A 13,385-nucleotide genomic window follows, 5' to 3' on the forward strand; every position below is an offset into this window, starting at 1 on the left:
AAATAGAAAGGGTGTCCCACCTTATGAAAATAGGCATTACTTGTTACCCATCTATGGGTGGTTCTGGAATCATCGCCACTGAATTAGGCATAAAGCTTGCTGAACGTGGGCATGACATCCATTTTATTACATCTAATATACCTTTTAGAATACGAAAACCATTACCAAACATCACATTTCACCAAGTTGAAGTCAATCAGTATGCTGTTTTTCAGTATGCTCCTTATGACATAACTTTAAGTACTAAAATTGCTGAGGTTATCAATGAGTATGATTTAGATTTGTTACATATGCACTATGCAGTGCCTCATGCAGTTTGTGGTATCTTAGCAAAACATATGTCCAAAAAAGACATTAAAATTATGACTACATTGCACGGGACTGATATAACTGTTCTAGGTTATGATCATTCTTTAAAAAATGCAATTAAGTTTGGTATAGAAGAAAGTGATATTGTGACGAGCGTAAGCCAGTCACTTGCGAAACAAACTAATGATATCATTGAGACAGATAAAGAAATTGTTCCAATATATAATTTTGTTCGAGAAAATGAATTCCCAACAAAACCTGATGTACAAACTGAAGAAAATGAACAATTAAAAGCTTGTTATGGTATTAAACCAGAAGAGAAGGTTTTAATTCATGTTTCAAACTTCAGAAGCGTAAAACGTATCGATACTATTATCGATACATTTGCAAAAGTACATAAATCTATGCCATCAAAATTATTATTATTAGGCGATGGTCCAGAATTAATGGATATGAAACAAAAAGCACGTGATCTAAATATTGAAGATGAAGTTCTTTTTTTAGGAAAACAAAATTGGGTTAGTGAATTTTATCAAATTTCAGACTTAGTCTTACTACTAAGTGAAAAAGAAAGTTTTGGCCTAACACTACTTGAAGCAATGAAATCCGGAGTAGTGCCCATTGGTTCTACGGCTGGTGGAATTAAAGAAGTCATTAAACATGAAGATACCGGTTTTTTAGTTGATGTAGGTGATAGTACAAGCGCAAGCCAGTATGCCTTGAAATTACTCACAGATGCAAAGCTTTATAAAACAATGCAAACACGAATGCTAGCAGATGTCTCAGAACGCTTTTCGTCTGACTTAATTGCAGATCAATATGAGTATTACTACAAAAAAATGTTAGAGGGTAACAATGACTAAAACATTATTCGAAGCGGCAAAGCCGATTTTAGAAACTTTACAAAAACATCAGTACCAAGCATTTTATGTTGGTGGGGCAGTTAGAGATTACTTAATGCAAAAACCAATTCATGATATCGATATTACGACTAGTGCCACACCAGATGAAATTGAAGCAGTATTTGATAAGACCATTCCTATTGGTAGGGAGCATGGTACGATTAATGTCGTCTATAATGGCGATCAATATGAAGTGACAACCTTTCGTGCAGAAGGAGAATATGATGACCATCGTAGACCTAATGAAGTCTTTTTCGTAAGAGACTTATACGAAGACGTAAAACGAAGAGATTTTACAATGAATGCCATTGCTATGGATGTGAATTATCAAATCCATGATTACTTTGATGGTCTAAAAGATATAGAACAGCGATTAATCAAGACAGTTGGCAATCCTGCAGAACGATTTAACGAAGATGCGTTACGTATTATTAGAGGATTGCGCTTTCAATCACAACTTGGCTTTACGTTAGAGAAAGCCACATTTAATGGTATGCATGCCCATATAGCAGATATTGCGCATTTATCTATTGAACGTATCGTAATTGAACTTAAAAAATTAACATTAGGTCAATATGTTGCTCAAAGTTTCAATAATTTAAAGTATTTTAATGCATTTAATTATATACCATTTTTTAACCGTTTTGACTTATCAAAATTCATATTAGAAGAACCAATATCATTATCAATGTTAATTGCATTCTTAAAAGCACAACAACCTGATGTTGACACACAGCTCTCGGATTTGAAAATTAGCAACAATGAAAAGAAATATATCACCAGACTCGAACGCATGTTACAACAAATGCCAGAAATCCAAAGTAAACAAAGTTTGAAGTTATTTGTTTATGATTATGGCAAAGAAGATATACTACAAGTATTAAGTTATGAACGCATGCTCAATGACAACAATATTATGAAGGTATCTCCATTTATTTTTAACGCTGCTTCCATCAATGAAGTTAGCCAAAAATTACCGATTTCCTCAAGAAAAGAAATGGATATAAATGGCAAAGATATATTACAAGCATTAGATAAACCGAGTGGCGCATGGCTTAAATCCATATTACGTCAGGTTGAATGTGCCATCATATCAGATGAGGTCAAAAACTTTAAACCAGAACTGCTAAAGTGGGTGAAAACACATGTCCAAGTATAGTAAAGATGTTGTTCAAATATTGTATCAACACCAACCTGATTATATATCGGGTCAGTTTATAGCAGAACAATTAAGCATTTCACGTACAGCCGTAAAGAAAGTAATAGATCAACTTAAGCTGGAAGGATGTCAGATTGATTCAGTGAATCATAAAGGGCATCGCTTAATCCAATTACCTGATAAATGGTATAGTGGCATTGTCCTACCAATGCTAAAAGCACAAAATGTATTTGATCAAGTTGAAATATTGGAAAGTATTAATTCAACTCAATTATTGGCTAAGCAAAAATTAGTAGGTAATACAAATACGTTTCTTATTTTAAGTGATGAACAAACACAAGGTAAAGGTCGATTCAATAGACCTTGGTCATCCTCCAAAGGAAAAGGCTTGTGGATGTCGATTGTGCTACGCCCTGATGTACCTTTTGAAATGATAACAAAATTCAATTTATTTATGGCTCTAGGGATAAGAGATGCGATACAACAGTTCAGTATCGATCCGGTTACCATTAAATGGCCAAATGATATTTATATAAACAAACAAAAAGTTTGCGGCTTTTTGACAGAAATGGTTGCGAATAGTGATGGTATTGAAGCGGTGATTTGTGGCATTGGTATTAATATGAATCACTTACAAGAAGATTTCAGTGAAGAACTGCAACAAAAAGCCACAAGTGTCCGCATTCATGCTGACGAAAAAATTAACCGTTACTATTTTTTACAATCGCTTGTAAGTAATATTGAATACCGATATAAACAATTTCTTACAGAACCATTTTCAACTATTCGAGAAGAATACATAGTAGCCTCGAATATTTGGAACAAAACATTAAGATTTACAGAAAATGGTAGACAATTCCACGGAGAAGCAGTTGATATTGATGAAGATGGGTTTTTACTTGTTTTGGATGAAGCAAACAATCAACATCGTTTAATCAGTGCAGATATAGAATTTTAACCTCGTTGAAAGGAGGAATGAGAATGACAAAACCGTGTTATGCCGTTATGGATTTAGAAACAACAGGAAATCAATTAGACTATGATGAAATTATTCAAATAGGTATTACTTTTGTTCGAGAAAATAAAATAATCGGCACGTACCATTCAATGATTAAAACAGATTTAGAAATTCCTCCTTTTATACAAGCATTAACATCAATAGAAGAAGCAATGTTAAATCAAGCACCATATTTCCATGAAATAGCTGAAGATATTTATAAGCAAATAGATGGGTGTATCTTTGTGGCACACAACGTTGCTTTCGATTTGAATTTCATAAAAAAATCTTTTAAAAATTGTGATATCAAATATCGTCCAAAAAAAGTAATGGATACGTTAGAATTATTTAAAGTCGCTTTTCCAACAGATAAAAGTTATCAGTTAAGTGAGTTAGCAGAAGCACATGGTATTGTTCTAAACAACGCACACCGCGCTGACGAAGATGCCGCAACAACAGCGCAACTTATGATACTCGCATTTGAGAAATTCGAAACGTTACCTTTAGATACTTTGAAACAACTATATTATTTAAGTAAGAATTTAAAATATGACTTACATGATATTTTATTTGAAATGGTGCGTAATCATGAAGATAAACCACTAGAAGATGTTTATGACCAATTCGAACAAATTATTTATAAAAAACAAAAAGATTTCAAGGCACCTACAGTAGATTTTGATGGTACTTTGAAAGATTTATATACCTTGATTACTAAGGAACTTAGTTTGACCTATCGACCACAACAATTGTATCTATCTGAGATTATTTTAGAACAATTAATGAATAGTGAAAAAGCAATGATTGAAGCACCACTTGGTAGTGGCAAGTCATTTGCATATTTACTCGCATCATTAATGTATAATATTGAAACTGGTAAACACGTAATGATTTCAACTAATACTAAATTATTACAAAACCAATTGTTGGAAAAAGATATACCTGCGCTTAAACAAGCTTTAGATTTCAAAATAAATGCTACTTTAATAAAAAGTAAACGTGATTATATCTCATTAGGTTTAATCAGCCAAATTTTGAAAGAAGAAGCCAGTAATTACGAAGTCGGCATATTAAAAATGCAATTATTAATTTGGATTACCGAAACAGATACAGGTGATATTCAAGAACTAGATTTAAAAGGCGGGCAAAAAATGTATTTCGAACAAAAGCTAGAGACTTATGTGCCTGTTCGCAACGATATACATTACTTCAATTTCATTAAACGAAATGCTCAAAATATTCAAATTGGTATTACAAATCATGCTCATTTAATACATGCTGCTCATGATAATTCTATATATCAATTATTTGATGATTGTATTATCGACGAAGCACATCGTTTGCCTGACTATGCTTTAAGCCAAGTGACTAATGAATTGAGTTATTCTGATATTAAATATCAACTTGGCTTAATTGGTAAGACAGAAAATGAAAAGCTACTTAAATCTATCGATCATTTAGAACAACAAAGAATTCTTGAAAAATTAGATATACCGCCTATAGATGTTTTCGGATTAAAAACAACAGTCAATGAGATACATGATTTAAATGAGCAATTATTCACTACTATTTTTGACATCATTCAAAGTTCTGAAGTGCATGATGATGAAGTTCACAAGCTCCATTTTGTCTATCATTTTGACGTTGCACCAATTTTGAACGATTTACATTCAATTATTCATAAACTCAATATGACATTAGAATTCTTCAATGGTATGAGTCATAAAACAATCAAGTCGGTGCGTAAACAAATCCTTTATATTAATGATCGTTTTAAAGAAATTGAACACAGTTTAAAAAATAATCACACAAGTTATTTATCAATTAAAAATATAAATCAAAAATCAACAATTAGACTTAATGTTAAAGACTATGATGTTAAAGAAATATTGACCACACAAGTATTAGATAAATTTAAATCACTTACATTTATTTCAGGTACATTAACGTTTAACCATTCATTTGAAAACTTCAAACATTGGTTTAATAAAGATATCGTATTTAACACGTATGAGATTGATTCGAAGGTGATGTCACCAAACCAAACTACTGTATTCATACCTAATGATGTAGCTTCATATAATTATAAAAGTATTGATGATTATGTGAGTTCTATCGTTAATTACGTAATTGAGTATATTAACATTGTAGAGTCTAAATGTTTAATACTATTTACAAGTTATAAAATGATGCATATGGTTCAAGAGTTATTAAATGAATTGCCAGAATTTGAAGACTATGTCGTTTTGACACAACAGCAAAATCAAAACTATAAGATTGTTCAACAATTTAATAGTTTTAATAAAGCCATTTTACTAGGTACAGGTACATTCTTTGAAGGCTTTGACTTTCAATCTAATGGTATCAAATGTGTAATGATTGCTAAGTTGCCTTTTATGAATCAAAACAATACAAAATATTGGCTAATGGAGTCTGAGTTTACTTCTACATTCAAAGATTATGTATTACCTGATGCTGTAACGCGTTTTAGACAGGGTCTTGGTAGATTGATACGTAGCGAAAATGATAAAGGGATTATCGTATCCTTTGATGATCGCTTAATTCGCAGTAATTACAAGCAATTTTTTGAACAATCATTAGAAAGTTATCGTCAAAATAAAGGCGATATCAAACAATTTTCAAGCATACTCAAAAAATTAAAAAAAGAAGACCAACGCAATCAATAAACTTAGCACGCGCAACTAGAACTTATACATCGATTTTGTTAAAATATATAAGGATAAAGAAAAGAAGACTACAATATTATTAGGAGACTGGCTATGAAGACAACAATTAAAGAAGCTAAAAAATATCTAAACCAAGAAGTGACTATTGGCGCTTGGTTAACTAATAAACGTTCAAGTGGGAAAATAGCATTCCTACAATTAAGAGATGGTACGGGCTTTATGCAAGGTGTCGTAGCAAAAGCAGAAGTAACTGAGGAAATATTTAAATTAGCTAAAGAATTAACACAAGAATCATCTATTTATATTACTGGCATTATATCTGAAGATAATCGCTCAGATATTGGTTACGAAATGCAAGTGAAATCTATAGAAGTAATCTCAGAAGCTCATGATTACCCAATTACACCTAAAGACCATGGTACAGAATTTTTAATGGATCATCGTCATTTATGGTTACGTTCTAAAAAACAACATGCTGTAATGAAAATTAGAAATGAGATTATTCGTGCAACTTATGCCTTCTTTAATGACAATGGTTTCACAAAAATTGATCCACCTATTTTAACAGCAAGTGCACCTGAAGGCACAAGCGAACTATTCCATACAAAATACTTTGATGAAGACGCATTCTTATCTCAAAGTGGACAGCTTTATATGGAAGCTGCTGCAATGGCTCACGGTAGAGTGTTCTCATTTGGTCCAACATTCCGTGCTGAAAAATCTAAAACACGTCGTCATTTAATTGAATTCTGGATGATTGAACCTGAAATGGCTTTTTGTGAACATGCACAAAGTTTAGAAATCCAAGAACAATATGTGACACATGTGATTCAATCTGTATTAAATAATTGTAAACTTGAACTTAATATATTAGAGCGTGATACATCTAAACTTGAAAAAGTAACTACACCATTCCCACGTATCACATACGATGATGCTGTAGTATTCTTAAAAGAACAAGGTTTTGACGATATAGAATGGGGCGAAGATTTCGGTTCTCCACATGAAACGGCTATCGCTAATCATTATGATTTACCAGTATTTATCACTAACTATCCAACAAAAATCAAACCTTTCTATATGCAACCAAATCCAGAAAATGAAGATACTGTACTGTGTGCAGACCTCATTGCACCTGAAGGTTATGGCGAAATTATAGGTGGGTCTGAACGTATAAATGACCTTGACTTACTAGAGCAACGTATTAACGAATATGGCTTAGACGCTGAGAGTTATAGTTATTATTTAGATTTACGTCGTTATGGCAGTGTACCTCATAGTGGTTTCGGTTTAGGATTAGAAAGAACTGTAGCTTGGTTATCGGGTGTAGACCATGTCCGTGAAACTGCACCATTCCCACGCTTACTTAATCGATTATATCCATAATATTTAAAATAAGATTCACAATAAGCGTCCAGTCCACAAATAATGGCTGGACGTTTTTATAGCAATATCAAAGATGGGAGGGGCTACTTTGGATAGAGAACAATTAAAAACGAGACCAGTCGTAATTCGAAAAGAACTACTTGATCATTACAATGAATTAGGTTTAAATGAAACAGAGTTAGTTATTTTAATCAAATTATTACATGCATCAGAAACCTCTAATAAACAACCTTCAATTGAATCTTTACAGCAAGGCTCTGCATTAGATTCAAGAGAAATCACTTCAATCATTCAAACTCTAATACAACATGATTTACTAGAGCTTAATGTCAATAAAGACGAAGAAGGCAAGTTTACTGAATATATGAACCTTAATCAGTTCTATGATCGATTAAGTGAAATTATGCAACAAATGAATGTAAAACAAGATGAACACGAATCTGAACTAGAGTTCAATACACTATTTCAAAAAATTGAACAAGCGTTTGGCAGGCCTTTATCTCCATACGAGATAGAAACATTAAATCAATGGTTAGATATAGATAAACATGATTTAAGTGTCATTCAAGCTGCTTTAAATGAAGCAGAGAGCCAAAATAAAATGAGCTTTAAATATATCGATCGTATTTTACTGAATTGGAAAAAGAATAATGTGAAAACGATTGAAGACTCAAAAAAAATTAGCCGCCAATTTAACCAACCTAAAATGAAACATACAGTTAGCAAGGTCCCTAAATTTGATTGGCTGAATGGGGAGAATCCAAATGGTAAGTAATAAAAAAGCACTTGAAATGGTTGATGTCATAGCTGAAATGTTTCCAAATGCTGAATGTGAACTTGTCCATGACAATGCGTTTGAACTTACAATTGCTGTACTCTTATCTGCACAAACAACTGATATTTCTGTAAATAAACTCACGAAACCTTTATTTGAAAAATATAAAACACCCGAAGATTATTTAAGTGTGGATATTTCAGAATTAGAAAATGATATACGTACTATTGGTTTATATAGAAATAAAGCCAAAAATATTCAAAAATTAAGTCAATCGCTTTTAGATAAATTTGATGGTAAGATTCCTCAAACACATGATGAGTTAGAAAGCTTAGCAGGTGTGGGTAGAAAAACGGCCAACGTCGTTATGAGCGTAGCTTTTGGAGAACCTTCATTAGCTGTAGATACACATGTAGAACGTATCTCAAAACGTTTAGGGATATGCCGATGGAAAGATAATGTACGTCAAGTAGAGGATAAATTGTGTAAAGTAGTTCCTAGAGAAAGATGGAACAAAACACATCATCAACTCATATTTTTCGGTCGCTATCATTGCTTAGCTCGTAAACCAAAATGCGATGTTTGTCCATTATTCGAAGAATGTAGGGAAGGTCAAAAGCGCTATAAAGCAAGTTTGAAAGAGGCATGAATAAAATGATTACAAAAGAAGACTTTACAAAGTTAGAACTGGAATTGGATTCATACGCGAAAGTAAAAAAACTAAAATCACCAGAAGCAAAAATATTGTTAGATCAATACTTTAATCTGATTCAACTTTACTTTCAACAAATTAATGATATTGAAATGATTGATTTTAAATGCTTAGATGAATATGCTATCGTTCCAATGAACTTTGAAGAAAGATATCATTATATGATAGCACGTAAATATCATTTTATGGGTTACAGCCAAATGAAAACATTAAAATCAGAACTTATTAAAATGAACGCATCTTATCAAATTCGTCTAAAAAACAAACGTTAAACAATAAAAACAGCGTAAGCTCTCAAAATTAGGAGACTTACGCTGTTTTTTTATTCATGTTTGTATCTGTTTGATGAATTAATATGTATAAATATACTTTAACTAAAAACAAAGACCCGATTCCAATTAATATGGAAACCGAGTCTTTTAAAACTGAAGTCTTATTATTGTGTACTATTTGAAGTAGCTGTTCCACTTCTATTTGCATTGGTAGTGTTTGTGCCACTTGTATTATTGGTATTTGTGCTACCAGTATTGTTACTACTTGAACTATTACTGTCTGAATCACTCTCAGAATTACTGTTTGAGTCACTGTCTGAATCACTGTTACTGCCTTGACCTTTAGGATCATTATCAGTTGTATTGTCATCAGGTTCACCTTTAACTGATAAATTATCTTTACTGTCTCCGCTAACAGAGTCTGGTTTCGTGAAGTCTTCACCATCGCGCGGTGAAATATTAGACATTACATCTTCTAATAGGAATTGAGGATATTCTTGTTCATCACTTCCTACAAATGAGTTTGTTCCGCCTTGTTTAACTTCATTGAATCCCATCCATACAGACATACTGTATTTAGGAGTGAAACCATTAACCCAAACATCTTTAGCAGCATCATCAGGTAGATTATACTGTTGCTGAGTTTGTTGACCATAAGTACCTGTACCTGTCTTAGCACCTATGTTTAATCCAGAAATGCCATGTCCATATGCAGAGCCATAAGCCTCAAATGTACCTTTAAGTGTTTCGGCTAGCATATAAGCAGTAGAATCTTTCATAGCTTTTTTGCTTGTATGGTCATATTCAATGACTTCGCCATCTTGTTTTTCAACTTTTTCAATTGAATGTGCATTGTTGTACTCGCCACCATTTGCTATTGCAGCAAATGCTGATGCTAATTGTGTAGGAGAGAACTCAGATGCAGAACCACCTAATACTTCAGAAGGTCCAATCTCTCCTTCGTATTCTAATCCTACTTTTTCAGCGAATTTCTTCGGTGCATCGTTTCCAGCATTTTCTTTTGTTGATTGCCAAGCTTTTAAGGCAGGGATGTTGAAACTTTGACGTAATGCATCATAAAGTTTAACCGTTCCGTGGCTTTCCAAGTCATAGTTTCTAAATGTAACACCATCAACTTGATATTCTTCTTCATCTTTCATGGCATGGTCTGTTGCCCAAGACATGTTTTCAATTGCTGGACCATAAGATAAGAATGGTTTTAATGACGATCCGGTAGGGTGTGCATCTGTTGCTAAGTTTCTATCAACGACGTCTTTATAATTTCTACCACCAGATATTGCAACAAGTTCACCAGTTTCACTATCTACGATAGATGAACCAACTTGTTGATCATCATTTTTATAGTAGCTACCATTATCTATACGTTCTTGCAATGTATCTTGAACATCTTTGTCCATATTCGTATGAATCTTAATGCCACTATTTAATACAGATCCTAAATCTTCACCTTTGAACGCTTTATTATTCATAAGCTCTGATTTCACAAAATTAATATATGAATCATATTCTTTTTTAGAATCATCATTGCTTACTTGTCGTTCTTCATTAGTTCGTTGAACAAGTGTATCTTGAATTTTAGTATCTTGTGCTTTTTCTTTCTCTTCTTTAGAAATCCTATCATGATATTCCATGAGATATAGCACAGTATTTTTACGTGATTCCGCTTCTTCAGGATTATCATAAACATTATACGTATTTGGTACTTGTGGTAACCCAGCAAGGTATGCTTCCTCAGTTAAAGTTAAATCTTTCAATTCTTTATCAAAGTAATATTTAGCTGCCGCTTTCACACCATAAACACCATCAGAATAATAAATCTTATTCAAGTACATTTCGAATATTTCATCTTTACTGTACTCTTGTTCTAATCTGTATGACAAGTATGCTTCCTGTGCCTTACGTGCGATAGATTTTTTATCTGTCAAGAATGATCGTTTAACAACTTGTTGTGTTAAAGTCGATGCACCTTGTGAACCAAATCCACCAGTAATATTTTTGGCAACAGCGCCGAACAGACGTTTATAGTCAAGTGCACCATGACTGTAGAAGCGATTATCTTCTGTAGCCAAAACAGCATCCTTCATTGCTTTAGGTACTTCATCTAATTCAACATGTTCACGTCGTTGTCCGTTATCAATTGTTTTCACCAATTCTCCATCTTTATCATAAATCTTAGCTGGGATTGGATCTTGTAATTTTGACTCAGTAAATGCTGGAGCTTTCCAAGCATAATAAGCAAATAACAAGATACCTATTAACGCTAAGACAATGAAGGCAATGATAAGAAAGCCAATTATCTTGATTATCGTTCGTTTAATATTCCTATTCTTTTTTTGCTCGGACTTACCTTTCTTTTTAGATTGGGAAGTCCTTTTTTTCTCCGTCATACGCGGTCCTCACTTTCATCTAATATCAACTTATCAACAGCTTTGAGGTAATTCAATCGTGGTTGATACTGATAAGGAATATAGTAACCATTTTTTCTTACTTCTTCAACCGTTACCGACTTTTTAATGTTATTCGTATGTCTTTCCCAAAAGTGTTCAAACTTAGAATAGGGAAGTAGATATACTTCATCAAGCGTTTTAAATCGAATTAATAAAAATACTATTCCATTTTGTTTGAAACAAGACGCCATATGTGAAACTTGGTGTTCATGCATATTACTCAATGGGAAAGAAGTTTTATTTTTCGTTTCTTTCGCTTCAAAGTCAAGGTAATGTCCATTATAAATACCATTATAATCAGTTGTAGACGGCGTTCGGAAATAAGCCTCATTAATTACAGCCTTACTTCGCATAGGGTAATGAACATTTACGATTTGAACAGGCGTTGGTTTTTTATGTATAACCGCCATTCCATGGTTCAAATAGTAAGTGTTCGACAGTTCGATATCGTTTTCAAGCGACATACCTCTGCCACCATAGTCTATTTTACCCGTTTGACCCTTATGAGTTCGTCCGACTTGAGACTTATTTCTATTAAATGGTTTCCCATTAGGGTAATTCATTGTTTTTCACCACTTTAGTTTGGAAATCAAAAACTTTTTCCATTATACCCGACTTTGGCAAATTTTTCCAAACCTTGAAATATGAATCAATGTATTTACAAATACATCAAGTACATTTTAACGTGCTTTGCATAATTAAACAATATTTGGAACTAAATAAGGCGCTATTATAACATAATTGTAAGACGACGCTTTAGAAATGACGCACATTGTCTTTTATGGTAAATTTATTGTGTAGGAGGAAACTTCATGCAACAGTTAATTACGCAATTATTAGATGATGTACAGCTTATGCAAGATAAATATGAATCCGTAAAAGCATCTGGCGAAGATTATGATTTTTATTCTGTTGTCGTCCCATTCACGAATAATATTGATGAATTGCTCACATCCTTTATTCAATATGAAACTCAAATACTTCAATTGCAATATATGAACAAACAAAAATTTGATTTATTAGTTTCTAATATCGAAGAATTATCTGTGGAGTGCCACTTTAAGCGCTCAAGTAGAAAGTTATTCACAGAAAAAATAAAGGCTGTTCAATATGATTTAAGCTATATTCAAAGAAGTGAGTTGTATCTATGATAAAAACAGTTTATGTCACAGGCTATAAATCTTATGAACTTAATATTTTCAAAGATGATGCTCCAGAAGTTTCCTATTTAAAAAAATTTATAGCTCATAAATTAAATCAATTGATTGAAGAAGGCTTAGAATGGGTATTAATACAAGGACAGATGGGTATAGAGTTATGGACAGCAGAAGTAGTACTTGATTTGAAAGCAACATATCCAGAACTTAAATTGGGTATTATAACGCCGTTTTATGGTCACAGCGATAGATGGAACGAACAAAATCAAGCTAAATATCAAAATATCACACAAAAGGCTGATTTTGTAGATAGTGTGTTTCATTCACCATACGAAGGACCTCATCAATTTAAACAGACAGATCAGTTCATGTTAGATCACACAGATCAAACATTATTAATATATGATGAGGAGCAAGAAGCAAGTCCAAAATTCTTCAAGCAGATGTTAGTTGATTTTATGGAAAAAACAAATTATACTTGTGACATTGTGACGTTCGATGAATTAACTGAGTTCATCAATGATTTACAGTGGTCTCAAGAACAAAGTTTCGAATGAGGTG

Annotated in this window: 12 protein-coding genes; 10 read left to right on the top strand and 2 right to left on the bottom strand. The window is 32.8% G+C overall.

The features are described from left to right. Positions 1-23: 23 nt before the first annotated feature. The 8 genes from bshA (at position 24) to ACP3TL_RS04460 (ending at position 9,199) form a co-directional block, all read left to right on the top strand. Complete coding sequence (bshA, locus tag ACP3TL_RS04425; RefSeq protein ID WP_046465362.1) at positions 24-1,172, top strand: N-acetyl-alpha-D-glucosaminyl L-malate synthase BshA; 1,149 nt, start codon at positions 24-26, stop codon at positions 1,170-1,172. Further along, a complete protein-coding gene (locus tag ACP3TL_RS04430) occupies positions 1,165-2,370 on the top strand; it encodes a CCA tRNA nucleotidyltransferase (protein WP_277575837.1) in 1,206 nt (401 codons plus the stop codon). Before bshA ends, ACP3TL_RS04430 begins: the two co-directional genes overlap by 8 nt. Continuing rightward, positions 2,357-3,328, top strand: a complete 972-nt coding sequence (locus ACP3TL_RS04435; protein ID WP_046465360.1) for a biotin--[acetyl-CoA-carboxylase] ligase — start codon at positions 2,357-2,359, stop codon at positions 3,326-3,328. Before ACP3TL_RS04430 ends, ACP3TL_RS04435 begins: the two co-directional genes overlap by 14 nt. 23 nt (positions 3,329-3,351) lie before the next feature. After that, on the top strand, positions 3,352-6,054 hold the full coding sequence (locus tag ACP3TL_RS04440; RefSeq protein WP_046465359.1) for a helicase C-terminal domain-containing protein: 2,703 nt from the start codon (positions 3,352-3,354) through the stop codon (positions 6,052-6,054). Positions 6,055-6,147: 93 nt separating this feature from the next. Next, entirely contained in the window at positions 6,148-7,440 is a 1,293-nt protein-coding gene (gene asnS, locus ACP3TL_RS04445) for an asparagine--tRNA ligase (protein WP_046465358.1), read from the top strand. An 88-nt stretch (positions 7,441-7,528) separates the two neighbouring features. Further along, positions 7,529-8,215, top strand: coding sequence for a DnaD domain-containing protein (locus ACP3TL_RS04450; protein ID WP_046465357.1), 687 nt, complete (start codon positions 7,529-7,531; stop codon positions 8,213-8,215). Continuing rightward, positions 8,205-8,864, top strand: coding sequence for an endonuclease III (nth, locus tag ACP3TL_RS04455; protein WP_046465356.1), 660 nt, complete (start codon positions 8,205-8,207; stop codon positions 8,862-8,864). The genes ACP3TL_RS04450 and nth overlap by 11 nt, the downstream gene beginning before the upstream one ends. A 5-nt stretch (positions 8,865-8,869) precedes the next feature. Beyond that, positions 8,870-9,199, top strand: a complete 330-nt coding sequence (locus ACP3TL_RS04460) for a YpoC family protein (RefSeq protein WP_046465355.1) — start codon at positions 8,870-8,872, stop codon at positions 9,197-9,199. A 164-nt stretch (positions 9,200-9,363) separates the two neighbouring features. On the opposite strand, the gene ACP3TL_RS04465 is transcribed toward ACP3TL_RS04460, so the two are convergent. Both ACP3TL_RS04465 and recU read right to left on the bottom strand, forming a co-directional pair. Next, on the bottom strand, positions 9,364-11,607 hold the full coding sequence (locus ACP3TL_RS04465) for a transglycosylase domain-containing protein (RefSeq protein WP_046465354.1): 2,244 nt from the start codon (positions 11,605-11,607) through the stop codon (positions 9,364-9,366). Further along, entirely contained in the window at positions 11,604-12,230 is a 627-nt protein-coding gene (gene recU, locus ACP3TL_RS04470; RefSeq protein ID WP_046465353.1) for a Holliday junction resolvase RecU, read from the bottom strand. Before recU ends, ACP3TL_RS04465 begins: the two co-directional genes overlap by 4 nt. 249 nt (positions 12,231-12,479) lie before the next feature. Here recU and ACP3TL_RS04475 point away from each other — a divergent pair, with 249 nt between their 5' ends. Beyond that, the gene (locus tag ACP3TL_RS04475; RefSeq protein WP_046465352.1) at positions 12,480-12,818 is read left to right on the top strand and encodes a DUF1798 family protein; all 339 of its coding nucleotides are present in this window, start codon (positions 12,480-12,482) and stop codon (positions 12,816-12,818) included. Beyond that, on the top strand, positions 12,815-13,381 hold the full coding sequence (locus ACP3TL_RS04480; protein WP_021339200.1) for an SLOG family protein: 567 nt from the start codon (positions 12,815-12,817) through the stop codon (positions 13,379-13,381). Before ACP3TL_RS04475 ends, ACP3TL_RS04480 begins: the two co-directional genes overlap by 4 nt. The last annotated feature ends 4 nt before the right edge of the window (positions 13,382-13,385 follow it).

This window comes from Staphylococcus caseorum (assembly GCF_049943195.1).
GTDB lineage: Bacteria > Bacillota > Bacilli > Staphylococcales > Staphylococcaceae > Staphylococcus > Staphylococcus equorum_A.

Coding starts and splice junctions, on each gene's coding strand:
- recU (WP_046465353.1), bottom strand. CDS start 12,230: ATGAATTACCCTAATGGGAAACCATTTAATAGAAATAAGTCTCAAGTC.
- ACP3TL_RS04440 (WP_046465359.1), top strand. CDS start 3,352: ATGACAAAACCGTGTTATGCCGTTATGGATTTAGAAACAACAGGAAAT.
- bshA (WP_046465362.1), top strand. CDS start 24: ATGAAAATAGGCATTACTTGTTACCCATCTATGGGTGGTTCTGGAATC.
- ACP3TL_RS04475 (WP_046465352.1), top strand. CDS start 12,480: ATGCAACAGTTAATTACGCAATTATTAGATGATGTACAGCTTATGCAA.
- ACP3TL_RS04435 (WP_046465360.1), top strand. CDS start 2,357: ATGTCCAAGTATAGTAAAGATGTTGTTCAAATATTGTATCAACACCAA.
- asnS (WP_046465358.1), top strand. CDS start 6,148: ATGAAGACAACAATTAAAGAAGCTAAAAAATATCTAAACCAAGAAGTG.
- ACP3TL_RS04460 (WP_046465355.1), top strand. CDS start 8,870: ATGATTACAAAAGAAGACTTTACAAAGTTAGAACTGGAATTGGATTCA.
- ACP3TL_RS04465 (WP_046465354.1), bottom strand. CDS start 11,607: ATGACGGAGAAAAAAAGGACTTCCCAATCTAAAAAGAAAGGTAAGTCC.
- ACP3TL_RS04430 (WP_277575837.1), top strand. CDS start 1,165: ATGACTAAAACATTATTCGAAGCGGCAAAGCCGATTTTAGAAACTTTA.
- nth (WP_046465356.1), top strand. CDS start 8,205: ATGGTAAGTAATAAAAAAGCACTTGAAATGGTTGATGTCATAGCTGAA.
- ACP3TL_RS04480 (WP_021339200.1), top strand. CDS start 12,815: ATGATAAAAACAGTTTATGTCACAGGCTATAAATCTTATGAACTTAAT.